Source organism: Akkermansiaceae bacterium (assembly GCA_019634595.1).
GTDB lineage: Bacteria > Verrucomicrobiota > Verrucomicrobiia > Verrucomicrobiales > Akkermansiaceae > Luteolibacter.
This window is the reverse complement of record JAHCBC010000002.1, coordinates 183,042-208,441: the sequence shown is the minus strand read 5'-3', so window position 1 is coordinate 208,441 and position 25,400 is coordinate 183,042. Positions and strand designations below refer to the sequence as shown.

21 protein-coding genes are annotated in these 25,400 nt (G+C 63.0%); 8 read left to right on the top strand and 13 right to left on the bottom strand.

Annotated elements, in window-relative coordinates:
* Window positions 1-58 precede the first annotated feature (58 nt).
* Window positions 59-1,279 (bottom strand): bifunctional folylpolyglutamate synthase/dihydrofolate synthase, encoded by a 1,221-nt coding sequence (locus KF712_06620; protein MBX3740646.1) that lies wholly within the window; start codon window positions 1,277-1,279, stop codon window positions 59-61.
* A gap of 136 nt (window positions 1,280-1,415) precedes the next feature.
* Window positions 1,416-2,666 (bottom strand): DUF1080 domain-containing protein, encoded by a 1,251-nt coding sequence (locus KF712_06615; GenBank protein MBX3740645.1) that lies wholly within the window; start codon window positions 2,664-2,666, stop codon window positions 1,416-1,418.
* 127 nt (window positions 2,667-2,793) lie between these two features.
* Here KF712_06615 and KF712_06610 point away from each other — a divergent pair, with 127 nt between their 5' ends.
* Complete coding sequence (locus KF712_06610; protein ID MBX3740644.1) at window positions 2,794-3,879, top strand: exo-alpha-sialidase; 1,086 nt, start codon at window positions 2,794-2,796, stop codon at window positions 3,877-3,879.
* Window positions 3,880-3,883: 4 nt separating this feature from the next.
* Here KF712_06610 and KF712_06605 read toward each other — a convergent pair whose 3' ends face one another.
* The 4 genes from KF712_06605 to KF712_06590 form a co-directional block, all read right to left on the bottom strand.
* A complete protein-coding gene (locus KF712_06605) occupies window positions 3,884-4,702 on the bottom strand; it encodes a dienelactone hydrolase family protein (protein ID MBX3740643.1) in 819 nt (272 codons plus the stop codon).
* Window positions 4,699-6,612 carry a glycoside hydrolase family 16 protein gene (locus KF712_06600; GenBank protein ID MBX3740642.1) on the bottom strand — a complete coding sequence of 638 codons (1,914 nt, stop codon included), beginning with the start codon at window positions 6,610-6,612 and terminating at the stop codon, window positions 4,699-4,701. The genes KF712_06605 and KF712_06600 overlap by 4 nt, the downstream gene beginning before the upstream one ends.
* A gap of 70 nt (window positions 6,613-6,682) precedes the next feature.
* A complete protein-coding gene (locus KF712_06595) occupies window positions 6,683-7,150 on the bottom strand; it encodes a bifunctional nuclease family protein (protein MBX3740641.1) in 468 nt (155 codons plus the stop codon).
* 46 nt (window positions 7,151-7,196) lie between these two features.
* The gene (locus tag KF712_06590; protein ID MBX3740640.1) at window positions 7,197-7,706 is read right to left on the bottom strand and encodes a gamma carbonic anhydrase family protein; all 510 of its coding nucleotides are present in this window, start codon (window positions 7,704-7,706) and stop codon (window positions 7,197-7,199) included.
* Window positions 7,707-8,054: 348 nt separating this feature from the next.
* On the opposite strand from KF712_06590, the gene KF712_06585 reads away from it, so the two are divergent.
* Both KF712_06585 and KF712_06580 read left to right on the top strand, forming a co-directional pair.
* Complete coding sequence (locus KF712_06585) at window positions 8,055-8,681, top strand: DUF47 family protein (GenBank protein MBX3740639.1); 627 nt, start codon at window positions 8,055-8,057, stop codon at window positions 8,679-8,681.
* Between the two features lie 11 nt (window positions 8,682-8,692).
* Window positions 8,693-10,147: an inorganic phosphate transporter gene (locus KF712_06580; GenBank protein MBX3740638.1), complete on the top strand. Its 1,455-nt coding sequence runs from the start codon at window positions 8,693-8,695 to the stop codon at window positions 10,145-10,147.
* 34 nt (window positions 10,148-10,181) lie between these two features.
* Here the strand turns inward: KF712_06580 and KF712_06575 are convergent, their stop codons facing one another.
* Window positions 10,182-11,255: a glycoside hydrolase family 3 protein gene (locus KF712_06575; GenBank protein ID MBX3740637.1), complete on the bottom strand. Its 1,074-nt coding sequence runs from the start codon at window positions 11,253-11,255 to the stop codon at window positions 10,182-10,184.
* A gap of 90 nt (window positions 11,256-11,345) precedes the next feature.
* Here KF712_06575 and KF712_06570 point away from each other — a divergent pair, with 90 nt between their 5' ends.
* Window positions 11,346-12,302, top strand: coding sequence for a hypothetical protein (locus KF712_06570; protein MBX3740636.1), 957 nt, complete (start codon window positions 11,346-11,348; stop codon window positions 12,300-12,302).
* A 9-nt stretch (window positions 12,303-12,311) separates the two neighbouring features.
* On the opposite strand, the gene KF712_06565 is transcribed toward KF712_06570, so the two are convergent.
* The 6 genes from KF712_06565 to KF712_06540 all read right to left on the bottom strand — a co-directional run bounded on the left by KF712_06565 (window position 12,312) and on the right by KF712_06540 (window position 18,502).
* Window positions 12,312-12,977, bottom strand: coding sequence for a PepSY-associated TM helix domain-containing protein (locus KF712_06565; GenBank protein MBX3740635.1), 666 nt, complete (start codon window positions 12,975-12,977; stop codon window positions 12,312-12,314).
* Window positions 12,977-14,338 (bottom strand): DUF2271 domain-containing protein, encoded by a 1,362-nt coding sequence (locus KF712_06560; protein ID MBX3740634.1) that lies wholly within the window; start codon window positions 14,336-14,338, stop codon window positions 12,977-12,979. Before KF712_06560 ends, KF712_06565 begins: the two co-directional genes overlap by 1 nt.
* 15 nt (window positions 14,339-14,353) lie before the next feature.
* The gene (locus tag KF712_06555) at window positions 14,354-14,890 is read right to left on the bottom strand and encodes an EF-hand domain-containing protein (GenBank protein MBX3740633.1); all 537 of its coding nucleotides are present in this window, start codon (window positions 14,888-14,890) and stop codon (window positions 14,354-14,356) included.
* 34 nt (window positions 14,891-14,924) lie between these two features.
* Window positions 14,925-15,374: a flavodoxin domain-containing protein gene (locus KF712_06550; protein MBX3740632.1), complete on the bottom strand. Its 450-nt coding sequence runs from the start codon at window positions 15,372-15,374 to the stop codon at window positions 14,925-14,927.
* A gap of 250 nt (window positions 15,375-15,624) precedes the next feature.
* Window positions 15,625-16,947, bottom strand: coding sequence for a DUF1501 domain-containing protein (locus tag KF712_06545; protein MBX3740631.1), 1,323 nt, complete (start codon window positions 16,945-16,947; stop codon window positions 15,625-15,627).
* A 4-nt stretch (window positions 16,948-16,951) separates the two neighbouring features.
* The gene (locus KF712_06540; GenBank protein MBX3740630.1) at window positions 16,952-18,502 is read right to left on the bottom strand and encodes a DUF1800 domain-containing protein; all 1,551 of its coding nucleotides are present in this window, start codon (window positions 18,500-18,502) and stop codon (window positions 16,952-16,954) included.
* Between the two features lie 144 nt (window positions 18,503-18,646).
* Between KF712_06540 and KF712_06535 the strand changes: the two genes are divergently transcribed.
* From KF712_06535 to KF712_06520, 4 genes are all read left to right on the top strand, one after another.
* On the top strand, window positions 18,647-21,127 hold the full coding sequence (locus KF712_06535) for a U32 family peptidase (GenBank protein ID MBX3740629.1): 2,481 nt from the start codon (window positions 18,647-18,649) through the stop codon (window positions 21,125-21,127).
* Between the two features lie 141 nt (window positions 21,128-21,268).
* The gene (locus tag KF712_06530; protein ID MBX3740628.1) at window positions 21,269-22,075 is read left to right on the top strand and encodes a hypothetical protein; all 807 of its coding nucleotides are present in this window, start codon (window positions 21,269-21,271) and stop codon (window positions 22,073-22,075) included.
* A gap of 8 nt (window positions 22,076-22,083) precedes the next feature.
* On the top strand, window positions 22,084-24,558 hold the full coding sequence (locus tag KF712_06525) for a hypothetical protein (protein ID MBX3740627.1): 2,475 nt from the start codon (window positions 22,084-22,086) through the stop codon (window positions 24,556-24,558).
* Window positions 24,559-25,018: 460 nt separating this feature from the next.
* A complete protein-coding gene (locus KF712_06520) occupies window positions 25,019-25,216 on the top strand; it encodes a hypothetical protein (protein ID MBX3740626.1) in 198 nt (65 codons plus the stop codon).
* The last annotated feature ends 184 nt before the right edge of the window (window positions 25,217-25,400 follow it).

The following is a 25,400-nucleotide window of genomic DNA, read 5'->3' as shown; positions in this document are numbered from 1 at the left end:
CGGATCATGGAATTGAGCGCCTGACATCGTGATAAAGTCACCCCGCTTCGCTCGACATTCACTGCGAGCACCCTTGGAACGTGCTTCCTGTCAGAACCGCGCGGGCATCTCCCACGAGGAAGAGTGATCCGGCAACCAGCACCGGAGGTCCGCTTTCCTTTGCGGCGGCGAAGGCGCTTTGGAAATCCGGGAACAGACGGTGTGGGGGCGCTCCGTCGGGCAAGGCTGCGGCGATTTCCTCCACCGGTGTGGCCCGTGGCGTGTCCACCGGGCAGATGAAGATCTCCGAAGCGAGCGGTGCGATGGGTTCCAGAATGCCCGCGATGTCCTTGGAGGAAACCGCACTGAAAACGAGCGCCGCTTTTTGGCCTGGAAAATCGGACGTCCAGGTCTCCGCCAGCACTCTGGCGGCGTGGGGATTGTGAGCGCCATCGAGGATGACGGTCCGGCCATCCACTTCGAACCGCTCGAAGCGTCCGGGCCAACGGACGCTGGCGAGGCCGTGGCGGATGATGTCGGAATTCAAGTGCAGGCCGCATTTGAAGAGGGCGGCGACGGCCAGCGCGGCATTCCATTTCTGGTGCTCTCCCGGCAAGGCGACACCGTAGCCGAGCAGAGGCTCGGTCACGAATTCCAGCAGGCTGCGGGATTCATTCGCCTCCACCTCCAGCACGCGGCGGGCGGCGGGATCCTGCGGGGATGAAACGGCGGGTTTCCCGGGGACGAAAATGCCCGCCTTTTCCGCCGCCACTTTCTCCAGGGTATCTCCGAGCCATTGCGTATGATCGAGACCGATGGGAGTGAGGACGGCGATGTCCGCCTGAACGGCCGTGGTCGCGTCGAGCCGGCCGCCCATGCCCGTTTCAAGAATGATGACCTCACACTCCCGCTCCCGGAACCAGCGCATCGCAAGCGCGAGCGTGATTTCGAAAAAAGTCGGATGCGTCTCCAGGCGTTCGCAGAGGCCGCGCAGCTCGGTGAGTCCGGAGGCGCATTCATCTTCAGGAATGTCCACGCCGGATACCTTGATCCGCTCCCGGTAGTCGATGAGGTGGGGGGAGGTGAACAGGCCTGTCCGCTTTCCGCTGGCGCGGGCGATGCTGTCGATCATGGCACAGGTGCTCCCTTTGCCATTCGTGCCCGCCACATGGATCACCGTCACCCCGTGGGCAGGGTGGGCCAGGTATTCCTTCAGCAGGCGGCGTGGGCCGTCCAGCCCCAGCTTGATGCCGAACATCTGGGTGGAGAAGAGCCAGGCAATGGCTTCAGGATAGGTCATGGTGGTCGAGGCGGTCCGCCCGGAGTAGCGGAAGTCGTGAGACTTCCGGCGGTGGGGAGGAAAATGAAGAAGCGGAGTGGTTTCATGGATGGAACGTCCACCCAGCCGAAGCTCTCACGAGCTTCGCTACACCCCATCAAAGATCCTTCACCCAGATGTTCGCGAACTCGATGGCCTGTCCATGGTGCTGCAGGCCGATGGGGCCTTTGGCGGGGATGCCGGGAAGCTGGGCCTGTTCAATGACCTTCTGCCCGTTGAGCAGGACGGTGAGGACGTCACCCCGCAGGGTGATCATCATCCGGTTCCATTCCCCCTGCGGGCGGTCCATCTTCACCTTGGGGGTGACGCCGGCGCGGACCGTCTCCGGCTGGTTCTTGTCCATGCGGTAGCCATAGACCTCACCCGAGCCGACGCTCCAGTTCCAGAGGTTGACCTGTGCCTTCGTGGAGCCGCGCAGGTAGATGCCGCTGTCCATTTCCTCGATCTCTTCGGTCACCGGTTTTCCGTCCGGCCCGACCTTGTGGTTGCCGTCCGGCAGGACCACCGGCTGCGCCTTCTTCTCCCCGCGGCCGGTCCAGCGCCAGTCGAAGGCCATCTGGAAGTCGCCGTATTCCTTCTCCGTCCACAGATCCTTGATCTCCGCGGCCTTCCCGTTGTGCTTGAGGATGCCGTTGACCGCCGCCCAGTTGGTGGTGTTCGGGTCGTGCTTCCAGCCTGCCAGATCCTTGCCATTGAATATCTGGTTGAAACCGGCGGCCGTCACTCCCGCGATGTTCGCGTCGAGCGGCATTTCCTCGATGGTGATGTTCTTGAAGGAAACCTTGTCGCCGTGGCCCAGGAACGCGATGTGCCCGGCGATCCTCTGTGCGCCCTTGTGCTTCCGGTTGCGCAGGGAAAGGTCATCCAGGTCGCGGCGGAGGATTTCCTCGCCGTTGACCACCACCACCACGCTGGAGCGGGTGACGGTCACCTTCTGGTGGTTCCACTCGCCGACGGGCTTTAGGCTGCCCTTCTTCGCTGCGGCGAGGAGGTAGATGGAGCCGTGGAACTGGGCGTCCTTCAGGTCCTTGTACTTCTCCGCGGAGTCGTCCAGGATCTGAAGTTCCAGGCCGGTGTAGGCGGCATCCCCCTCGCCGGGGTAGTTGATGCCCAGGCCGTTGTTCGCGCCCGGCGTGAGCTGGAAGTCGAACTCGAGGACGTAGTTGGCGAAAGTATCTTCCGTCACCAGGTTCCGCGCCTGCGGGGTGGCGACGATCGCGCCGTCCTCGACGACATAGCCCTCACCTTTCCATCCCGTCAGGTCCTTGCCATTGAACAGGGGCCGGGCTTGGGCGAATGCTTGACCCGCCGCGAGAAGCGGGACCAGAGGGAGAAGATACTTTTTCATGATCGGAAATGAATCGGGTTTGGAGGGACCGGATGGCTTCCGGCGGTTCCGCAACCTATTCGCCATCCCGGCGGAGGGAAAGAGAAGATTGGTGAAGGAATCCACCCGGTTCCCACGTTTTTCCAGCATGGATTTCCGGTTTTCCGCCGCCTTGGTTCTGGCCGCCACCCTTTGTTCCGCCAACGGGGAGGCGGTCGCGGTTTTCACCGCCGGGGATGACGGCTACCACAGCTTCCGCATCCCGGCGGCGATCATGGCGAAGGACGGCTCCCTTCTCGCATTCTGCGAAGCGAGGAAAAACAACCGCAGGGATCACGGTGACATCGACTTGGTGATGAAACGGTCCACCGACCACGGCCTCACCTGGTCCAGCCTCCGGATGATCCATGACGGAGGGGGAAACGCGGAGATCACCATGGGGAATCCCGTGCCGGTGATGGACGCCGGATCGGGAACCGTCCACCTCGTCTTCTGCCGGAACAACAGCGAGGTGCTCCACATTTCCTCCAACGACAACGGCGGCACCTGGTCCGCGCCGGTGGAGATCACTTCCGGCCTGAAGAAAGAAGGCTGGGGATGGTATGCCACCGGGCCGTGCCACGGCATCCAGCTTTCCTCCGGAAAGCAGAAAGGGCGGCTGGTCATTCCCGCCAACCACCGGCAGGGCGTCCCCGGTGATGACAAGGGCACCTATGGCAGTCATGTCATCCACTCCGATGACGCGGGGAAGACATGGAACCTCGGCGCGATCAATGGCGAGGCGGACGGCATCCACCCGAACGAAACCACCGCCGTCGAACTTCCTCCGGCGGAGGACGGAGGCTCGCGCATCCTCTTCAACACCCGCAACAACCGTGGGACCAACCCGTTGGGCCGTGCCTCCGCGATCAGCCGGGACGGAGGGGTGACGTTCACCTCCACCTACAAGGGCATCCCGGAGATCGACGCACCCGCCTGCCAGGGCAGCATCCTCCGCTGGGATGAGAAGCGGATCTTTTTCACCGCCCCACGCGGCACGAAGCGGGAGAACCTGACGCTGTGGAAGTCCACGGATGAAGGTGGCACCTGGGCGGTGGACCGCCTCATCTCAGCCGGGCCGGTCGCCTATGCGGACATCGTCCGGACGGCTGACGGAAAGCTGGGCGTACTGTTCGAGAATGGCGCGAAGGATTCCTACGAGCGCATATCGTTCGGCCGGCTGGAGATTGATTGAGTGCTCAGCGCCGCTGTTCGAACAACCACCGGATGGCGGCGTGGTCGTCTTCCGTGAACGCCTGCCCGGCGACACCGTGCCCGCCTTCCGGGTATTCGGTGTACTTCACCTTTCCGCCGAATCCTTCCAAGGCCTTCACCAGATCCCGTGTCCGCTGGACCGGCACGACCTCATCCTTCGCGCCATGGAAGGTCCACACGGGCACTTTCGAGATGGGTTCCGCGCGGGAAACCTCGCTCAGTCCGCAGACGGTCAGCAAGGCGGCGAACCGTTCGGGCTGCCGCGCCGCCCACGACCATGAGCCGCTTCCCCCCATCGAGACGCCGGAGAGATACACCCGGGCCGGATCGACGGGCTGGCGGTCCAGCACGTCCTTCAAGGCGGCCATCGCCGCGCGGAGCTGGTCGCTCGCCTCGTCGTCGCTTTTCAGCCAGAGCGCGGGAGCGGCGGTCTGGTTCTCCCACTTCGTCCAGTTGTAGGGGCGGCCGTCCTCATACAGTCCCTCCCGGCACTGCGGAACGAGAACGAAGCAGGGAAAGCTCCCCCGCATGTCCTCCGTTGCCAGCAACTTTGGCAGGGGCTCATTGACGGGCTTCAGGCCATCCTCCCCGCGGGAGCCGCCGCCGTGGAGATAGACCACCAGCGGGAACTTCTGGTCCGGCTTTTCCGCCGCGCCCGCCGGCACCAGCAGGCGGTAGGTCCGGTTCACCGTGGTCGGCAGGGGCACGCTGTCCGGGATGGACTGGCGCAGGTAGAGCTGCTCCGCCGCGTGCGAGGCGAGGGAGGTGGCGGTGAGGAAGATTCCGGCGAGCAGGGATTTCACTGGGCGGGTGCAGGGGATTTCGGTCCGTCTCCGTCGGTGGCGAGATCCTTCCTCTGCCAGACGCGGACGTAGTCGATTACGAAGTCGGCGGGCAGTTGTTTGTCATCCACCGCATTGTTGTCCCATCCGCCTTGGGGCAGGGTGTACATCAGGTGGGACTGGATGGCGGACATCCGGTCCGTCTCCCAGTGGGCCATCTTCACGCCGTTGAAATAGTAAGTGGCGGAACCGGGGAGCCACAGCAGGCCGACGGTGACAAAGCCGTCCTTGTCCGGCTGGACGTAGATGTTGCTGCTGCCGATCGCCTTGTGCTCCTTGCCGTAGCCGTCCCAGTGCATGGCGACGTTGTAGCGGTACGGACCCCAACGGGTGAGGTGCTCGATGATGTCGAACTCCATGCCACCGTTACCGGTGTCCTGGCGTTGCCACTTTTCGCCAGCGGCGGCACCGCGGTCCGGCATCAGCCAGAATGCGGGCCAGAGGCCGGGGGAGGTGGGGAGCTTGGCGCGGGTTTCAAAGTAACCGTAGCGCTGGGTCCACTTGCCGTAGGTGTCGAGGAAGCCGGTCGTGTAGTCGAACTTTTTGGCCTTCGGGTCGTCGTTGTGGTGGTTGGTCTTCCGTTCGTAACGGAGCTTCGCGAAGCCGCCCTCGACGAGCAGGTTGTCCTTGGAGAAGGCGCTGGCCTTGTCCCAGTAGTTCTCCGCGTAGATGTTCCACTTGGAGGCGTCCGCGGACGTGCCGTCGAAGTTGTCCTCGAAGGTCACCGCCCACTCGCCATCGACGGGTGGCTTCTTGCCCAGCCATTCCGGCATTTGCGGCGTGGGCGGAAGGTTCGCCTTCACGGACTGGAGCACCAGCGACCGCTCGCTGTCGATGTTCGGCACGGCGACGATCACCGCGGAAATGGCATCGCTGGCGATCTTCGTTCCCGGCTTGCCGCCGGTGCCTTTGTCGCCTTTGTGGCCCGCGTCCTTCGCGCCCACCCAGATTTCCTTGGCGGCGAAAGGGATCACGACCTCCTTCGATGCCCCCGGAGCCAGCGTGCCGGCGTCGATGGTGTCGGAAGGACCGCCGTTGCTTTCCAGCCTGACGTTCGGGGAGACCTCGGTCGCGCCGTCGTTCTTGATCTTCACCACCACCTGCAGGGATTGGGAAAGGTCCCAGCGTCCCTGTTCCGGCCGGAAGACCAGCGAGCCGGTTTCCTTTCCGCCAGGATAGACCGCGCGGATGCCGTCGGAAACCACGGTGGCGGCCGCCTTGTTCCAGGTGTCGATCTGCTTCTCCGCGTTGATCTTGGAGGAGGCGTCATAGACCACCTCGCCCTGTGGCTTCACCCGGATGGTGGCGGGATCCACGGCGGGGAGTTCTCCGGGAGTGCCGCCCGCGATCATCGACTCGATGCGGAACGACTGCTCCGCATCGTTCTTCGTGGCAAAAAACAGGATCTGGGAGATGTTCTCCGGTTTCAGCGGGTAGGACTTCTTCTTCCCGTAGGAGTGGCCGAAAATGAGGTTCACCACGCCGGTCTCACCGGGCTTCAGGTGGAGATTTTCCGTGTTGTAGGGGTTGTTTTTCCAGTCGTCCGGGTTGTCCAGGCGCAGACCCAGGGCCAGTGGTTTCGTCCCGGTGTTGGCGATCTTCGCCTCCACATGACCGTGTTTCGACAGATCGAAGGGAGTGCCGTCCTTTTTGGTGAGGGAGAGGCCGGGGTAGCCTTCCTCACCCGGTGTGATGCGGACGGTGATGCCGTCCCCACCCGCTTCCGCGGTCACCTGCGCGGAGCTGGGCTTGAGCTGGATGTTCTCCGCCTTCCCCTCGAAAACGGGCTTGGCGGGCACACCGAATCCCTGGGCATGAAGGGCGGCGGGAAAGGCGAGGCAGGCGGCGGTGAGGACGGAGAAGTGCTTCATCAGGGAAAAGCCGGGCTTCCGGCCCCGCAACCTCACCCTGCCTGCGGCGGGTTCCAATCAAAATTTCTCCTCAACCGGGAAAGCTGTCGTCCTCCTGCCCGTTTTCCCGCCGCATGTCCTCCAGCGTACCGGACATGTCCTCCAGAGAGTCCCACAGCTCCCGCAGCACGTAGAGGGGCGCGCCGGAACGCACCGCCAGGGCGATGCAGTCGGACGGGCGGGCGTCCAGTTCCACGATCTTCCGCTCCATGATCTCATTCTCCGCCTCCAGGATCAGGCGGGCGAAATAGACCTCATTCTCCATCCGTACGATGACGGCCCGGGAGACACTTGCGCCGAAGGCTTTCAGCGTATGCTGGAACAGATCATGGGTCAGCGGCCGCGGCGGGAGCTGGCCGGTCATGGACGCGTTGATCGAGATCCCCACCGCCGGGTCGATGTAGAAGACGATCGACTTTTCCCCGTCCCCCAGGAAAACGGCACATCCGGCCTGGGTGGGCAGCAGGGCGATCGGTTCGACTCGGACAAGGTCTGGCATCGGGCGGACTATCCGCCGCAACCGGTCGATTTCCAAGGGGAGAAAATCAGCGGGCGAGGTATTTGCGCGAATTCACCACGTATTTGTCCGCCCAGTGCCTCACCTTCGCCTGCTCGTCCGGGGAAAGGGTGCGCACCACCTTCGCCGGGGACCCCAGGACCAGGGAGCCGGGCGGGATGATGGTCCCGCCGGTGACCAGCGCCCCGGCCCCGACGATGGATCTTTCCCCGATGACCGCGCCGTCGAGGACGATCGCCCCCATGCCGATGAGGACCTCATCCTTCACCTGGCAGGCATGCAGGATGGCGGAGTGGCCGACCGTCACCAGTTCCCCGATGTGGCAGCCGAGGTCGTCCGCGAGGTGGATCACCACGTTGTCCTGCACGTTCGAGCGCGCGCCGATGGTGATCTCGTTGATGTCACCACGGAGGGTGGCGTTGTACCAGATGCTGGATTCCTCCGCGATGGTCACCCGGCCCACCACATCCGCGCTGGCGGCGATGAACACGGACTCATGGATGGTGGGATGGATGCCTTCAAAACCCTCGATAGCCATGCGCCGGAGCCTAGCCGGATACCGGGATGCGGGCAAGCGGCCAGCGTGGGAGATCATCGGTTGTCTTGGGGGCCTACTTCCTCGATTCCCTCTACTCGGACATTGATTCTCTCAGGATTTTCGGAGGAATCCACCGCAGGGCTTATAAAACCTCCACCGGAGTCTGTCGAAACGCTTCCCTTTCGCGATCTGCTACACCCTTGAGGGCGATCTGGTGAGGGTCCGGTCCGTGGTGGATTGCCGGAAACGTCCGAGCTGGATCAGATCCCACATCGGCAACGCTTGATCCGGGGGGTGTTTCCTTCCGCTTGCCATGGGTGACGGTTTCGTCACAATCCCGGCCCTGCCATGATTTCCATCCAACGCCTTTTCGGGAAAGAAGACCGGTTTTTCGAACTGCTGCTCGCCAGCGCCAACGAGGCGCACGAAAGCATCGACTTCCTCACCGACATCCTGCGGCACGAAAAGGAGCACTCCCTCAACGAGTTCGCCGCGGTGCGGAAGAAGGACAAGCAGATCACCAAGGAAATCAGCGAGTTGCTGGTGAAAACCTTCGTCACCGCGCTGGAGCGCGAGGACATCGAGGCCCTCTCCTCCGCCCTCTACAAGATCCCGAAGACCGTCGAGAAATTCGTCGAACGCTACATGATCTCCGCGGACCGGGTGGCCAGCACGGACTTCAAGAAACACGCGGCCATGCTGGATGAGGCGACCGTCCACGTCGTGGACCTCATCAAGACCCTGAAGAAGGGCATGGACATCGTCCGGGTGAAGGAGCTGAACGACCGCATCCAGACCATCGAGGGGGACGCGGACAAGCTGATGCTGGACTGCCTGAAGGACCTCTACTCCGGCAAATACGATCCGCTGGACGTCCACATCATCTCAAAGCTCTACGATCTCCTCGAAAAGGTGATCGACCGCTGCCGGGACGTCGGCAACGTGGCGACCCAGATCGCCTATAAGAACTCCTGAGCCGCCCCCGCATGACGCTCATCCTCATCGTCATCCTCGTCGCGCTGACGTTCGAGTTCATCAACGGTTTCCATGATACCGCGAACTCGATCGCCACGGTGGTCTCGACGAAAGTCCTGACCCCCCGGCAGGCCATCATGCTGGCCGCCATCACCAACCTCATCGGCGCGTTGGTCGGCCACGCCGTGGCGAAGACCATCTCCTCCGGACTGGTGGACGCCACGTTCGTGACAACGGCCACGATCATCTGCGCGCTTCTGGGCGGCATCGTCTGGAACCTGCTCACCTGGTGGCTGGGGCTGCCTTCCAGTTCCACCCACGCCCTCGTCGGCGGTCTGGTCGGTGCGACGCTCGCCAACGCCCAGAACAACTGGGACTCCATCCTCTGGTCCACGGAGAAGATCAAGGACGGCAAGATCGTCCATGAGGGTATCCTGCACAAGGTGGTCATCCCCATGTTCAGCTCCCCGATGATCGGCCTGGTGGGCGGATTCGTCGTGATGACCCTGCTTTACGTCCTGCTGCGGAACTCGCGGCCGATGTGGGTGAACCGCTTCTTCGGCCGGGCGCAGGTGTTCAGCGCCGGCTACATGGGCTTCGCGCACGGTCTTGCGGATGCGCAGAAAACCATGGGCATCATCACCCTCGCGCTGGTGACGGCCACGAGCGCGGGCACCTTCAACGATCTCCCGAACTGGCTGAACTTCCTGAAAATGGACAAATCCGCCGTCGCTGAGGAGCAGATCATGAAATTCGTGAACGGCACCGTCGATCAGGAGGCCGCCGTCATCCTGGAGCAGGAGGCGGACAAGCTGAAGCCGGGCGAGTTCAAGGAATCCTTCTACGTGCTGGCAGGAATGGTGCACGAAGCAGCCGGTGACAACACCGCCGCCGCCGCCGTCCGCGCGAAGGCGCGTGAGATCCATGAGCAGGACATCGCCATCGAGAACGCGCGCATCCTGCCGAAGATCCCGCTCATCGGCACCTTCGCCGCGGCGGAGCCCACGGAGTGGGACGTTGTTCTGGCCGGTGCGATGAAATCCGCCGAGGACCGCGGCAAGCCGGGCCTGCCAGCCGCCGCGACGAAAGTGAACGACCTCACCCCCGGCGTGCCGCCGTGGATCAAGATCATCTGCGCCATCGTGATGGCCGCTGGCACCGCTTCCGGCGGCTGGCGGATCATCAAGACCATGGGACACAAGATGGTGAAGCTGCAGCCCGTCCACGGCTTCGCAGCGGAAAGCACCGCCGCCACCCTCCTCGCCGTCACCGGGCATCTCGGCATGACGGTCTCCACCACCCACGCCATCACCACCGCCATCATGGGCGTGGGTGCGACGAAGCGTTTCAGCGCCATCGACGGGAAGATCGTGAAGAAGATCCTGGGTGCCTGGTTCCTCACCCTCCCCGCCGCCGCAGGCGTCGCCTACGTGACGATGTGGATCTGGCTGAAGGTGGCGGGTTGACCCCCGCTGTCCGGTTGGCCCCGTTTCCAGTCCCTCAATACTCCGCCACCGGGCTGGTGGCGGTTTGTTCCGGGATCTCCGGGACGCGCTCCGCGAGGGCGGCGATGGCCGCGCAGGTCTCGTTCCACTTCTTGTCCGACCACGGGGCGGGATCATGGAGCTTCTTCCGCCGGAAGCGGTCCACGCGCTCTTTCGCCTCATCGACCATCCAGATGGGCAGCTCGGCGATGGCGCGTGCGGCGGTCTCCGCGCTGGCGATGTTGTGACAGATGAGGGCGAGGTCGTTGCCCGCTTCGATGGCGAGCTTCACATCCGGCCCGCGGCCGTAGCGTTTGGTGATCGCGCCCATGTCCAGGTCGTCGGTGAGGACGACGTGCTTGTCGAAGCCGAGCTGGTCACGGAGGAAGCGGCGGATGATGCGCGGGGAAAGTGAGGCTGGGAACTCCGGATCGATGTTCGGAAACTCGATGTGGGCGAGGAGGATGGCGTCCAGCTCCGGGGCGAGCGCGGTGTAGGGGATGACGTCCTCTTTCAGCAGATCCTCGATGGTGGCGTCCGAGGAAGGAAGGTCGTGGTGGGGATCGGAAAGGGCGCGGCCGCAGGCGGGGAAGTGTTTCCCGCAACTGGCGATGGAGCGTTTCCGCAGCCAGCGGTTCCAGTTTCCCGCGTGGTCGATCACCCGCTGCGGGTCCGTCCCCCAGCAGCGTCCACGCAGCGCGTTCTGGGCACCCGGATGGTAGTCCAGGTCCAGCACCGGCCCGAGGTCCATGTTGACCCCCAGCAGGCGGAGCAGGTCTCCGGTGAAGGCACCGGCGTTCGCGCTTTCGAGCGTTTTCCCGTGTGCGGCCAACGCCGGAGCGGATGGGGCGACCGGCGCGATCTCCTTGGTCCGGGTGACGCGGCCGCCTTCCTGGTCGATGGCGATGATGGGCATGTCCGAGGAAAGGTCCCGCAGGTCGTCGGTGAGCTTACGCGTCTGTTCCTTGGAAACGATGTTGCGGGAAAAGAGGATGAAACCGGCAGGCTGCAGGCGGCGAAAAAGGTCCGCTTCCTCCACCGTCAGCTCCGGCCCGGCCATGCCGAGCACCAATAGGGATCCATCCATCATGTGGTGGCAGCAGAACATGGAACCCGGGGGATGTCCATGCGGGGAATCGCCGCCTTGCGCTCCGCGTGCCGGTGATGGATCATGCGATCCGTGGCATCCGTTATCCGAATCCTCCTGCTGGTATTCCTGGTGGGTCCCTTCCTGAAAGCGGAGGAGATCATTCCGGGCATCGTGAAATATGATCTGCCTGACTTTTTCATGCCATCCGGGCCCAAACCCATCCCTCCGGATGTCCCCGAGGGGTACCATGGGCCTGTCGCCGAGTATCTGGCCGCCGACAACCATCCGGGCGTGAATCACCGGCAAGTCAACTTTTCCGTTCACATCACGCATTCAAGCGATGCTGAGATCGCCGGGATTCTGAAGGCACGTTCCGGCGTGCAGGTTGCCCCGAAAGCCGTCCGGGTGGGAGGACAAAGCGGATGGAGGATCGACTACGACAGAGATGTTCCTTCCTTCCGTGAAGGCGCGGTTTCCCGCAATGCCACGATATGGGTCCGCATCCGGCCGGACCAGATACTCGAGGTGAATCTCACCGCCGTCGGAGTGGACCTTTTTCCCTCCTTGGAGCAGAGCCTCTCCGGCCTCCGGATCACTCCGGATCTGACCGTTCCCCCACCGCAGGAGCTGAAACCGGCAACCGGCACACCGCGGCTGGGCATGGAGCGCGCGAAAGTATGGGAAAGCTGCGGACCACCGCTCCAGAAGGATCATACTTCCGACATTTTTTACGACGGACAATATTTCCTGTACGCGGACTACAGCATGCCCGTGCTGGCGAACCTCAGCTTCCACAAGGTTTCCGACAAAGCGGCGTTTCTGGAAGCGATGAAGGTTCTTGATACGGAGAAAGTCGTGAAGACCCTGCAGCCGCTGTCGCAGGAGGATCTGGCCGGACTGTTGGAGAAGCACGCGGTGACCGCCGATGGGAAACCATCACCCTGGAAAAACACCGCCGAAAACGAGTGGCTGCGGGCAGATGGAGCCACCGCCCGTTATCACGTGGAAGCGAAGATACTGGCGATTGGCGGATCCGCGAGGCGATGAAACCCGCGGTCACGGCACGCACCACCAGAGGATCAGCAACAGGACCGCGAGGCCGCCGAGGCTGGAAAGCAGCCCCGTACGCCGCCGCCGCTTGATGTACAGTAGCAGGGCGATGCCGGTGAGGGAGACGATGATCAGCAGGATGGCGGAGATGTCGATGACCAGCGACCATGCCTTTCCGGAGTCACGGCCCTTGTGAAGGTCGTTGAAAAAGGCGGTGGCACCGGCGAACCGCTGGGTCACCTCATACTTGCCGGATTCGCGGTCGAGAAAGACATCGGCGGAGTAGGCAGGGCCTTTCAGGGTGATGGAGCACTCGCTTTCATCGACGGTGAAGTCATCCACCAGCCCGCGGACACGGTGTTCCTTCCGCAGGTGCTCGACGATCTCCAGCTTCGCCGGTTCCTTCGCGGAGTCGCCCATCCACTCCATGGGCATGGTGCCCTTGGCGGTGTCCTCCTTCATCTCGCTGCCGAAGGTCCAGGAAGGATGGTTGAGGGTGATGCCGGTGACGCTGAAGAACAGGATGGCGAGCAGGCCGAACATCGAGGAATAGATGTGCAGCCAGCGCATGGGCGATGCCAGGCGCTGCTTGAGGCCCGGCTTGTGGCGGGGCCTCGGTTCGGAGGAAACGGAGCGCCGCACGGGGCGCTCCGGGGGATTGTCCTGCGGCATCAGTTCGCGGCGGCCTTGGGCTGGTAGTCCACGGAGGCGGACTTGATCTCGACGTTCCCGCCGAGGTCTTTCTTGAATGCCTCGCCCACCTTGAACGGGTGCTTGATGATCTGGTAGGTGCCCTTTTCGCGCGCGGCCTCGATGTAGAGGGTGTATTCCCCGGCGGGGAGGGACTTCTTGTTGTCGTCCAGACCATCCCAGGTGACGGAGTATTTCCCGGGATTCCGCGTGGCGGAGGTGATGAGCGGGACGATGTCCGTGCTGTCCGCCAGGCGGCGGGTCTTGTCAGAGCGGTTCCAGCGCTTGAGGTCCGGCAGCCAGCGGAGGCCTTTCTCGCCCTTCAGCAGCCACAGGGAGAGGGTGCGGACGGGGAAGTCGTCCTTGTCCTCGATCCAGATGGCGACGTAGGGGCGCAGGTAACGCTCCGCCTCCGGCTTATCGAGTTCGAAGTCCACCTTCATCTCGAAGGCGGGCGCGGCGTCCGCGGCGATGAGCAGGTTCTGAGCGTGGTCCTCACGCCAGCCACGGCTGCGGAAAACACCGTCGTCATGGGAAACAATGAGGCAGGACACGCCGGGGATGGAGTCCGCCATGGTAATGCTCTCCGCAGGCTCCAGCACGTTGAAGATGGTCGCAAGTGCATCCGCCGTGGTGGCGTCCGAGGCGATGACGGAGGCGCTGGCGATGTGCGTCGCCGGCTTTCCGCTGCGCGGGTCGATGATGTGGTTCCCCCGGCGGTAGTCGCCGCTGGTGGCGAGGGACTGGTCGCGCAGCGTCACGGTGGCCAGCGGCACGGCGTTCTCCGCATCGTCCCGCGGATCCGCGATCATGATGGGCTGTTCCCCGATGACGCGCAGGTCCCCGCCGATGTTGAGGGCGATGCCGGTGACGCCCGCCGCTTTTTCGATGGCGCGGTCGATGATGTAGCCTTTGGCCAGCGCATCCACGGTGATTTCACCGGCCTTCGCGGTGAAGGTGGCGGTGGTGCCGTCCAGCGTCCAGGCGGGCCTATCCATGTCGGCGGCGGAGGCTTTCACGCGGGCGTTGAAGGCACCTTGGGAGTCCCTCGCCCACCGGTCGCAGGCGCTGAGCACCGCGGCGAGGTCGGCGGAAACGACCGTCGGCTTCCCGGAGGTCTGCCAGCGGGAGATTTCGCTGTTCTTTGACCAGGTGTTGAGGACCGTGGTGAGGCGGTCGATCTCCGCGAGCACGGAAGCCTCCGCCTGTCTGGCAGTGGCTTCCGAGTCCGCGGAGACGCGAAGGTCGAGGGACGTGCCGAGCACGTTCTCATGGTGGAAGGAAAAGGTTTCCGCATGCGCGGCCACCACCGAAAGGGCGAGGAAAGGGATGAGTGCCTTCATGGACTTCGGGGAAAATCAGACGCCGGGTTTCGGTGCTTCGCCTTCCGGGCGCGGGCCGCCTTCTCCGCGCGGGGCGGGCGGCGGGGTCTCTTTCTCGATGAGCTTCTCCAGCTCTTCATGGGTCACGGCGCCGTCCTTGTCGGCGTCCGCGCGGCCGAGCATCGCCTTCATGCGTTCCGGCAGCTCGTCTCCGGTGATTTTGCCGTCCTTGTTCTTGTCGAAGGCCTCGAAGGTGCGCTCGGCGATCTGGTGCGGGGTTTCGCCACGCGGCGGCATCACCGGGCGGATCTCCTCGGCGGAAAGCTTGCCGTCGCCGTCCTTGTCGAGCGTGAGCAGGGCGGCGGACGCCCCGGCGATCTCCTCGGCGGAAAGGGCTCCGTCCTGGTCCTTGTCCAGAGCCTTGATGACGGGCAGGCGGGCCATGAAGCCACCGGCACCACCAGGTCCGCCAGCCCCACGGGGGCCACCACCACCGCCTCCTTCTTCATGGGCGTGGGTGAATGCGGCACCGGACAGGGTGAGCGCGAGAAGGAAAGGGATCTTGCTTTTCATGGGATTGGGTTGGGAATGGGATCGGGGAAAGATTTCAGGCGGCGAACTGGTCCTGCAGCGCGGCGTGGACGTCGTTGGTCCAGTCTTCGATGAATTCTTCGTAGTCGATGTCCGCCTCGGCACGGGCGGCGATGCGCACCGCTCCCTTTGCCTCCAGTTCCGCATCCAGCTTGCGGCCGAAGCCGCAGAACTCATCGTAGCCGGAGTCGCCCAGCGCATAGACCGAGTAGAGCAAGCCATCGAGGTCACCGGCGGAGAGGCCTTCGAGATCGGCGAAAAAGTCGATCGCTTCATCCGGCGGCTCGCCATCGCCCCAGGTGCTTACGACGAAAAGCACCGGCTCGCCACGGGCGGGGAGGCCTTGCGGCGTGTGTTTTTCGATGTTGGCGACGGAGACGTCATGGCCGGACTTCCGGAGACGTTTGGCGATGTTTTCCGCCGCGTCTTCGGCGTTTCCGGTCATGGTTGCGAACAGGACGAGCATGCTGGGGAAGAGGTTGCTGGAGCGACTATTATTTATTGAGACGCATTTGCAATAAGGAATTTTAGGGAAGGGTAAGGAAGAGGAAGACTCCGTATTCCTCAACGGCATTGGCAAGCCAGGGAGGAGAAGTGTTCAGGGAAGAGAAGAAGGCCGACCGCGAATCATGCGAATCCGGCGAATGAAGAATGATTTCCCCTCCATCCTTTGATGATTCGCCAATGCCGTCGGAGGACAGGAGTGTCCTCCCTCCTCACACCAGCTTCAGCTTGTCGTAGGACGCGCCGAGGATCGGCTTGGCGGACGGGGCTTTCAGCCAGTCCTCGATGAGGGTGGAATAGACGCCACGGAAATCGACGGTGTGCTTCAGATCCCCGGCGGACAGGTCGGTGAGGCTGGGGTAGGTGCCATGGAGGCCACCCTTGACGCCCGGACCGGCGACGAAGAGGCAGGAGGCCTTGCCGTGGTCGGTGCCTTCGCTGTCGTTCTCCTCCACGCGGCGGCCGAACTCGGAGAAGGTCATCAGCACCACGCGCTTGTCGTTCCCCTGCTGCTTCAGGTCGGCGAAGAAGGACTTCAGCGCGCTGTCCAGGCTGCCCAGCAGGCGGTCGTGGGAGTTGACCTGCTGGTTGTGGGTGTCGAATCCACCATGGCTGACGTAATAGACGCGGGTGGGCATGCCCCCGGCGATCATGCGGGAGACAAGGTTGAGGTTCCGCGCGATGGGGGTGCCGTCATACTGGACGGTGGTCTTGTGCTTCGCGGCGATCTCCAGGATCTGCTTCGAGCTGACACGGGCGTCGAGGGCGACGCGCTCCAGGAAGGCGAGGTTCGTTTCACCGACCACACCGCCGGTCTTTCCGCCCGCGGGCATGTCGATGGATGAGCCTTGGTTCGACATGGCATCGTCTTCCGGGGAGTTGAGGTCGGCGAAAAATTCCTCCGCCTGCGCCCGGTCGCCGCCACCGTAGATCCAGCGGTAGAGTTCCGGGGTGTTCAAGCAGACGCCGGGGTTCTTCACCGCGCCGAAGCTCTCCGGCTGCGTCTTGTTGAAGCTGATGCCGACGGTGGGGTCGGAGCCGGAGCAGGCGTTGTCAAAGTAGCGGCCCAGCCAGCCGGTGGCGGAGCGGTTCGCCGGATCCGCCGTTTCCCAGATGGAGGTGGAGACGAAGTGGGAGCGGTTCGGGTTCGGGTAGCCGACGCCCTGGACGATGCCGAGGCTTCCTTCCTTGAACAGGGAGCCGAGGAACGGCATTGAGGCGTTCAACCCGACGTGGTCCGAGAGCCGGATGAGGTCCTTTTCCTTTTTGCCGATGACAGGACGGGCCTTGTGGTAGGCGTCATCCGCGAAGGGGACGACGGTGTTGAGGCCGTCATTTCCGCCCGCGAGCTGGAGCACGACGAGGATGGTGTCATCCTTCCCGGTGGCGAACTGGGTGGCCTTGTCGCGGGTGCTCTCGTTGAGCTGGGCGAAGGTCTTGTCGACGAACATCGGCACGGTCCAAGCGGCGGAAGCGCCGAGGACGGTGGAGCAGAGGAAGTCGCGGCGGGTTTTCATGAAGTCCGGGAAGCTCATGGTTTCAGGAGAGTTGGTAGTAAGGTGTGCTGAGCATGAGGTGCACGAGTTCCGCGACCTCTTTGTTGGTGAAGACGACGCCCTGCTTGGCGGTGGCGTATTCGATGAAGGAGCCGCGGGCCTTGTCAGGCACGGTGCCCTGGAAGAAACGGAAGATGAGGGCATCCACCAGATCGGCCGGGTTTTCCCGGAGCTGGCGCGGGGCGATCTTCTCGTAGTCCGGGCCATTCCATCCGCGGGCAGTACGGGCGGGTTTCCTCATGGCGATCTTCCGCGGCGCGTCCTCATCCATCATCTCCATCATGTTGCCGCCGCCGGCATCCGCCGCCATGGGGCGGTCATCCGCGCCCTTGGTGATGTATCCGGCGAGGTTGTAGCGGGTGAGCAGGGTGTTGGTGTTGATCCATGCCTTTCCCCAGTCCCAGCCCGCGACATTCGGCGGGGAGAAAAGCTGCTGCCCCAGCTCGCGTCCGGCGCGGAGTTCGAAGCCGGACGGCGGGGCGGTGACCTCCAGTTGCTTGAGCAACTGGGTGATGAACTGCACGGGCGGCTTGATCTGGGTCCGCATGACAGCCTCCGCGTAGAAGTCCTGCGAAAGGAAAATCTCCCGCAGCAGGGCACCGGTGTTGAAGTTTCCGGCACGGAAACTTTTGCCAAGTGCATCCACGATCGCCGCCGGTGGCTCATCCGTGACGAAGTAGGCCCAGAGCTTCGACGGCACGTAGGTGGCCGCGGCCTTTTGCTGGAAGATGAGTTCGATGACGTCCTCACCGGTGAACGCGCCTTTTTTCCCGAAGACCGTCTTCTGGGAGTCATCCCACTGCCTTTTCTGGAAGACCATGGTGCCGGAGGTGCGGTCGATGCGGTAGCCGGTGAAGGCCTTCGCGGCCTCCCGGATGTCGTCCTCGGTGTAGTTGCCCTCGCCGAGGGTGAAGAGTTCCATGACCTCCCGGGCGAAGTTCTCGTTCGGCGAGCCTTTCTTCGAGTTCTGGGAGTCGAGGTAGGACATCATCGCCGGGTCCTTCGCCACGGACTGGGTGAGCGCCCTGAAATCGCCGAAGGCATGCGTGCGGAACAGCTCGTTCTGGCGGACGAGCATGGGCGGCTGCTTCACCTTCTGGAAGGAGGTGGCGAAGTGGTCATGCCAGAAAAGGGTCATCTTTTCCCGCAGGGGTGCCTTGGTCGCCAGGATCTTGCCCAGCCACCATTCCTCAGCTTCCCGGCCCAGGTCGTTGCGGAGACGCTGGTATTTCCTCTGCACGGCCCGTTTCACCTGGGAGCCCTCGAAGGTGGGCATCGACTTCGCCTTTTCCGCCGCCTCGCGGGCCTCCTCACGGTACTCCCGGAACATCTCGACGGCTTTCTCCGGGCGGGACCATTCGGGCGGGGCGATGGCATCGGCGGGTTCGCCGGGATTCAGCAGGGAATCGACGGCCTTGGTCCGGCCGAGCGAGTGGAACGTCTTGATCTCGGCAGGGCTGCCGCCGAAACCCGCGCGGTTCAGCAGGTGCGCCGCCTCGAAAACGGTCCAGGAATCAGGTGCTGGTGTGAGCATGGGAAGGAAAAGGGGTGGGTTGCTGACAATAACCCGCTTTCAGGGGGGAAGTTGCTCATTTTTGGGAAAAATTCCGCGGATGAGGGGCGGATTTCTCTGGAATCCCGCCTGTTTTTCCGCTGCGGCCCGTGGTTTAGTCCTCGTATGCCCGCCGCCGATACCACGCCTGAACTGCTCTCCCCCGCGGGGAACTGGGACTGTGCGCGTGCCGCCGTCGCGGCGGGGGCGGACGCCATCTTTTTTGGCATGCCGAAGTTCAATGCCCGGCTGCGGGCGGACAATTTCACGGAGGAAGACCTGCCGGAACTCATGGCCTACCTGCACCGCCACGGGGTGAAGGGCTTCGTGACGATGAACACGCTGGTCTTCACCCGCGAACTGGAGGCGGCGGAACGGCAGCTCCGGCTGATCGCGGAGGCCGGGGTGGACGCCCTCATCATCCAGGACCTGGGTCTGGCGAAGATGGCGCGCGAGATCACGCCGAAGGTGGAACTGCACGCCTCCACCCAGATGACCATCACCTCTCCCGAGGGGTTGTCGTTCATCGAGTCCCTTTTCCCGATGGAGCGCGCGGTGTTGGCGCGGGAGCTTTCCGTGAAGGAGATCGAGCGCTTCCAGGCCTACTCGGAGGACCACAGGACGCCTTTGGAAGTCTTCGTCCACGGTGCGTTGTGTGTCGCCTATTCCGGTCAGTGCCTGACCAGCGAGTCGCTGGGACAGCGGAGCGCGAACCGCGGCGAATGCGCGCAGGCGTGCCGCATGCCCTATGAGCTGATCGTCGATGGCGTGAAACGCGAGATGGGCGAAAAGCGCTACCTGCTGAGTCCACAGGATCTGGCGGCGGTGGACTTCATCCCGGGCCTGATCAAGGCGGGCGTGAAGTCCTTCAAGATCGAAGGCCGTCTGAAGTCCCCGGAATACGTGGCCGCCGTGACGCGGGTCTACCGTAAGGCGATCGACGCCGCGCTTTCCGATGGCAGCGACACTGGCCCGTCCCCCATCACCCCGGAAGACCGCTATGAGCTGGAGATGACATTTTCCCGCGGCCTGACCAACGGCTGGCTGGGCGGGACGAACCACCCTTACCTCACGCACGGCCGGTTCGGGAAAAAGCGCGGCCCCTTGCTCGGTGAGATCACCGACTGCGGATACGGCTGGATCATCCTCCACAACACCTCCGGCATCCCGGTGAAGCCGGGCGACGGCGTGGTGTTCGACGCGGGGGAAAACCGCGACCTGGAGCAAGGCGCGTCCGTCTGGAAAGTGGAAGGGGACCGGCTGGTCTTCCACCGCACCTACAGCGGCATCAACTTCGAGCGGATCAAGCCGGGCGACACCGTCTATAAAACGTCCGACCCGAAGCTGGAGTCCGACATCCGCAAGTTCTGGCAGAACGCCCGCCCGGCGGAGAAAAAGACGCCGCTGCACCTCACCGTGAGCGGAAAGCCGGGCGAGCCGATGAAAGTGGCTGGGGCATCCGGCCGCTCGCCTGTCTCCGTGAGCAGCGCCATCGACCTCCAGCCTGCCGCGAAACACGCTCTCACCACCGAAACGCTGACGGCGCAGTTCGGCCGCCTCGGGGATACGTCGTACGAACTGGCGTCCCTCGACAACCAACTGGAAGGCGACTGCCATTTCCCCCTCTCCGCCCTCAACCAACTGCGGCGCGACCTGGTCACCGCACTGGACGCTGGGAATGGAGCGCGGACTTCAGTCCGCACCTCTTCGCCCGTTTCCCATAGGGACCTCTTCCCTGAAAAAGCCCCGGCACCCTCCGCATCACCCGATCTCAGCGTCCTCTGCCGGACCGAGGGCCAGGTGGAATCCGCCATCGCCGCCGGGGTGGGGAAGATCTATTGCGACTTCGAGGATCCGCGCCGCTACAAGGACGCCGTCGCCCTCGTCCGCGGATCGGACTCCACCATCCACCTCGCCACCCCGCGCATCCTGAAGCCGGGCGAGGGAGGATACCTCAAGCTCATCGAGCGCGCGGAGCCGGACGGCCTGCTGCTGCGCAACCTGTCGTCGCTGGAATACTACAAGGACCGTAGTGACCTGGTGAAGACGGGCGACTTCTCGCTCAATGTCGCCAACCCGATCACCGCGCGGCTGCTGAAGGAGCATGCGAACCTCGACCGGCTCACCGTTTCCTATGACCTGAACATCGGCCAGGTGCTGGACCTGCTCAACGGCGCGCCGGCGGATTGGTTCGAGGTCACCCTGCACCAGCACATGCCCATGTTCCATATGGAGCACTGTGTTTTTTGCACCTTCCTCAGCACCGGCACCACCTACAAGGACTGCGGCCGCCCGTGCGAAAGCCACGTGGTCCACCTGCGCGACCGCGTCGGCCAGCTCCACCGCCTGCAGGCGGACGTCGGCTGCCGCAACACCCTCTTCAACGGCCGTGCCCAGACCGGTGCCAGGTTTTACCGTGACCTCCGCGTGACGGGGCTGTCGAATTTCCGGATCGAGCTGCTGGACGAGGACGGCACCACCGCCGGGCGCACCATCCGCGCCTACCAGGCCCTGCTCGCCGGGAAATCCACCGCCACCGAGCTGCTGGATGACGTGGAGGCCATCGAGAAACTCGGCGTGACCGAGGGGACGCTGGCGGAGAGGTGAGTTTCCGTAGCGGCGTGGCGCAGTCATGACGCTCCCGCATCGGGTTTGCTGAACGGCGTCGTGGCACCCCCATGGTTTGGGGGGTTCCCAAAGTTCACCATGAGAGGATCTAATCCTAGAATCCTTGAGCCTCCTTTCCCGATGAAAAATCCCCTCCTCCCGGCCGCTGCGCTGGTCTTTTTCCTGACCAGCTCACTTTCCCTCCAGGCCGCCTCGGTGACCCTGGATTCCGTCAGCCACTCCGGAACACTGGCCGCGGAACGCATCACCCCGATGCCGTCCACCGATTCCCCGGCTGTCAGCACAACGGGGTTCGCCAACGATCAGGAAGCGGTGGTGACGGGAGGAATCCTGGTCCGGGCCGCCCATTCGGCCAGCGGCTCATTCACGGTTGGGGGGACGGATTTCACCCTGCAGGCATCGACATCCGTCCTTGCGGCAGGACAGAGTACGGGGCAGTCGGGCAGGGTGTTTTCAGAGGCCCAGGCCACCAGCATTTATCGCTTCATCCTGGATGGCACGTTTGGCTTCACCCTTGATGTGGAGATGTCCGCACAGGCCTATCTGGCGACAGGCTCCGCACGTGACACGGCGAATGGTTCCCATATCTCCACCGCAACGGTCGAACTCCGGAGGGTGGATATCCCGCAACTGATCTGGAGCCCGGAGGCAGTGAGTGCCGTGAATCCCGCCACGGGCGCTCCGATGTTTCCTCTGTCCGGGGATGGAACATCCGGCACGCTTGGCGCAGGTGTCTATGAGATCGAGATCGGAGTGGGCGGACGGCTCCCTGCATCTCTCGGCAGCCAGTCCACCGGGGCGGGTGCGTCGGCATCCGGTTCCTTCACGATGACATTCAACGCGGTGCCGGAGTCTTCGGCACTCCTGCTGTACGGACCAACTCTGGCGCTTGTCGTGCGCAGAAACCGGCCATCCCGGCCATCCTGATTCCTTCCATGAAATCCACCGTCACCTACATCATTCCCTTTATCCTCGCCGCCATGCTGCGGGCGGGGGCCGCGGGGTTCGCTCCGGATTCCATTGCCCTGGGATCTGATGTTTCATTTTCCGGGACGGCCACCGACCAGATCACCTACGTCTCCAGCGAAGGGGGCTCATCGAGTGAAACAGAAACCTACGCCGACTCCCGCAGCCTACGGTTCGTTTCAGAAAACTCCGTGGCAGGCGGCACGTATTCATTCACCAGAACCGGGCCGGACGCCGCGACGCTCCGCTACACGGTTCCGGACAATGAAGGCGGCGTAGGGACCGAAACCGGAAATGTTTCGTTGGTCTTCACCAGTGCGAACGGAGGGACCTATTCCTCCAGCGGAACTTTCCAAGGAACCTACTCCGAAAGTGAGGGCGGCCAGGGCAGCTACAGCGGCACCTTCACCGGGAGCGGCACCTTCTCCTACAACCCTCCGTTGAGCGTCGTGATCACGGATGAGAGCAATCTCACCTACGAGCCGCAATCAAGCCTCAGCGAGGAGATCAAACTCACCAACCAGGGACACTATCCCGCTTCAGGCTATCTTTCGATCGATGCCTTTCCTGGAGTCCGTTTTTTCTCCTACACCGGGGAAAAGATTACCCTTCAGCCGGGTCATAGCCGGAGTTTCAGCCTTTTGAGCGATACGATTGGAGATCTTCCCAATGTATTGGAGAAGGGTTTGGGGCAATATCAAATCACCGTCCGTTTCGACCAGAGCCATCCGGCCACCATGGGCTTCGGCGTCCACCAGAATACCGCCATCCAGGTCACGGACAGAACCACCGGCCTCCCGATCGAAGGAGCCCGGGTTACGTTCGAACAAGCGTCCGTGGGGGATATCTACGTTTTGACCACCCTACCCAACGGTAAGCAACAGGGGTTTCCCGGCGCATCCGAGAACGGCTACTACCGCTGGAGGGTATATAAAGCCGGATACCTCCCTCTCACTACCCCATATGCTTTGTTCGATCTGGACCAGTCGGCAAGCTTTTCGGCCCCACTGGAGCCGGAGCCTCCTGATCCGCCCGGAACTCCCGTGCCCGACATCCGGATAAGCGACCTCCCGGACATCACCATCTACGCCAACCAAACCATCCCCCCGATCGCTTTCACCATCGACAGCAAAACCCGACCCGAAGAGGAGCTGACCGTCACCGCCACATCATCCAACACGGCACTCCTTCCCAACGCCAATCTGCAGATCGGCGGGAGCGCCGCTGAGCGCACATTGTCGATCCTTTCCGGACCCTCCGTGGTTGGCACCACCCGCATCTCCGTGGAAGTCACCTCCAATCCAGCGTCGTTGGGAACGAGGGAATCGTTTGTTCTCCATGTTCTTCCCGCGCCGGCCGAGTATTCTGATAACTTCAATGACAATCTGAAGTCACCGGAGAAGTGGGGGGCTGATCTCGGATCCTCCGGAACCCTTTCCGAGGTCAACGGTAGATTGGAGTTCAGCGCCACGGCCGCGGACCGTGATCTATACCGTCCTTGGATACTGAATCCTCCTGGATACGACAAGGACTGGGAAACGGTGATCGATGTGAGCAATCTCACTTCACCTTCGCTGACCGGTTCGGAAACCGGGATTGGTATCGCCGTATTCTCTCCCACCGGGACGACCAACCGGGTGGAAACCGCCCTCTATGCCTATCGCAACGGAACGTTCATATTCAATGGTGTCTATGCGGGCATCAACGGTGGGGGGGAAACTTCGTCCCTGAGCAATTCGACGGTTGCCTCGCTTCGTATCACCTACAAAGCGAGCACGAAGGTAATTGCCTGCTTTCATGATCCGGATGGCGCTGCCGGGGGGTACACCTGGAACCAGTTCGCTTCCTACGGTATCGCAGGGACCGGTGGAGCCACCGCCAACCGTTCCTGGGGAATGTCCGGTTCCCAGGCCTTTCGGGTTGCGATCTGGGCATATGGCGATGGGACCACGGTTCCGGGAGGGCTGTTGTTCGCGGACAATTTCATCATCACCGGGCCGGATACGCCGCTGGTCGCCTGGAAACGCCTGCATTTCATCAATCCGGCTCTGACGGAGGCGGCCTCCGCCATTGACCATGACAAGGACGGAATCACCAATCTCCAGGAATTCGCTTTCAACATGAACCCCACAACCGCCGGAACATCCATCCTGACTCCTGGCTCAGGGACCAGCGGGCTGCCGGTGATCCAGAGCACCGGCGGCAACTCCGAGCCCCGCCTGAGGCTCGAATATATCCGGCGGAAAGCCAGCACCCAGCCGGGCATCGCCTATCTTCCCCAGTTCTCCACCAACCTCACCGATTCCGGCCCCGGCTCATGGGAGACTTTCATAGGCAACGAAACCGTGCACTCCATCGACGCCACTTGGGAACGGGTCATCATTGAGGACACTGACCCCGGCGGCAACCGGCGCTTTGCCCGCGTGAAGGTTGCCACCCCCTGAACGTGGCTCGCCCTCCTTGCCGGTCTCCCGGTTGACAGACGCGGCCCCCATGGCCGCAGCGGCCCGCTCTACCTGCCGAATCTCCCCCCTACGCGATGAACTTTCAATCCCTTGCCCGGCGAACTCCCCGCCATCTTCCCAGCCGTCATGGCGCTACGGCGGAGTCATCCCACCTCTCACCAAACCGATCGAGTTCTTGCCTGCCGCATCCGCCCCGGCCAATGATCTCCGGTCGGGAGATATGATCGAGGAGCCACCACAGGATGAGCCCGCGCCAGCGGGTGAGGGCAACGCGGCGGTGGCATGGTTCCGCGTTTTCGTATGGCTCATGCCGACGGCCCTTGTCTCTGGGTTGATCCTGCTGGTGGGCGGGGCGTTTGTCGTACTCCGGAAATTGGGGGTGACTGGCAACTTTCGGGAAATGCATGGCTTGGTGCTCTTACTTTGGATGATCGGATCCATGGTAGGGACTCTCGGCCTCGGCTACTTTGATGCCAGACTGAAGCGGCAACAGGAGAAGATCTCCCGGGAGAACGACCGGTCCGATGACGGTTGGCACGTGTTGAAATTCTTTCTCCTCCAGCTCGCTCTCGTCCCCTGCCTTATGCTGGTCGTATTCGTGGTGATGGGGATGGTGGCGCGGGCGGTCAGATTCTGACATAATGCCGTCCGGCTGCGGAAAGCATGCAAGTGACGCATCCGACATGCATCTGTTGGTATGACATCATTCGGAAGACCGTGAGATCTTCGTGGGGTTGACATCAATTGGCGTCCTGATTGTATGTCGGTTCCCAATCCATGCTGAACCGAGCCTGTTTTTTACGCCGAATTATCTGTTTGAT

Coding starts and splice junctions, on each gene's coding strand:
- KF712_06540 (MBX3740630.1), bottom strand. CDS start 18,502: ATGCTCACACCAGCACCTGATTCCTGGACCGTTTTCGAGGCGGCGCAC.
- KF712_06595 (MBX3740641.1), bottom strand. CDS start 7,150: ATGCCAGACCTTGTCCGAGTCGAACCGATCGCCCTGCTGCCCACCCAG.
- KF712_06565 (MBX3740635.1), bottom strand. CDS start 12,977: ATGCCGCAGGACAATCCCCCGGAGCGCCCCGTGCGGCGCTCCGTTTCC.
- KF712_06560 (MBX3740634.1), bottom strand. CDS start 14,338: ATGAAGGCACTCATCCCTTTCCTCGCCCTTTCGGTGGTGGCCGCGCAT.
- KF712_06590 (MBX3740640.1), bottom strand. CDS start 7,706: ATGGCTATCGAGGGTTTTGAAGGCATCCATCCCACCATCCATGAGTCC.
- KF712_06525 (MBX3740627.1), top strand. CDS start 22,084: ATGAAATCCACCGTCACCTACATCATTCCCTTTATCCTCGCCGCCATG.
- KF712_06555 (MBX3740633.1), bottom strand. CDS start 14,890: ATGAAAAGCAAGATCCCTTTCCTTCTCGCGCTCACCCTGTCCGGTGCC.
- KF712_06615 (MBX3740645.1), bottom strand. CDS start 2,666: ATGAAAAAGTATCTTCTCCCTCTGGTCCCGCTTCTCGCGGCGGGTCAA.
- KF712_06520 (MBX3740626.1), top strand. CDS start 25,019: ATGGTAGGGACTCTCGGCCTCGGCTACTTTGATGCCAGACTGAAGCGG.
- KF712_06585 (MBX3740639.1), top strand. CDS start 8,055: ATGATTTCCATCCAACGCCTTTTCGGGAAAGAAGACCGGTTTTTCGAA.
- KF712_06620 (MBX3740646.1), bottom strand. CDS start 1,279: ATGACCTATCCTGAAGCCATTGCCTGGCTCTTCTCCACCCAGATGTTC.
- KF712_06575 (MBX3740637.1), bottom strand. CDS start 11,255: ATGATGGATGGATCCCTATTGGTGCTCGGCATGGCCGGGCCGGAGCTG.
- KF712_06610 (MBX3740644.1), top strand. CDS start 2,794: ATGGATTTCCGGTTTTCCGCCGCCTTGGTTCTGGCCGCCACCCTTTGT.
- KF712_06600 (MBX3740642.1), bottom strand. CDS start 6,612: ATGAAGCACTTCTCCGTCCTCACCGCCGCCTGCCTCGCCTTTCCCGCC.
- KF712_06545 (MBX3740631.1), bottom strand. CDS start 16,947: ATGAGCTTCCCGGACTTCATGAAAACCCGCCGCGACTTCCTCTGCTCC.
- KF712_06580 (MBX3740638.1), top strand. CDS start 8,693: ATGACGCTCATCCTCATCGTCATCCTCGTCGCGCTGACGTTCGAGTTC.
- KF712_06535 (MBX3740629.1), top strand. CDS start 18,647: ATGCCCGCCGCCGATACCACGCCTGAACTGCTCTCCCCCGCGGGGAAC.
- KF712_06530 (MBX3740628.1), top strand. CDS start 21,269: ATGAAAAATCCCCTCCTCCCGGCCGCTGCGCTGGTCTTTTTCCTGACC.
- KF712_06550 (MBX3740632.1), bottom strand. CDS start 15,374: ATGCTCGTCCTGTTCGCAACCATGACCGGAAACGCCGAAGACGCGGCG.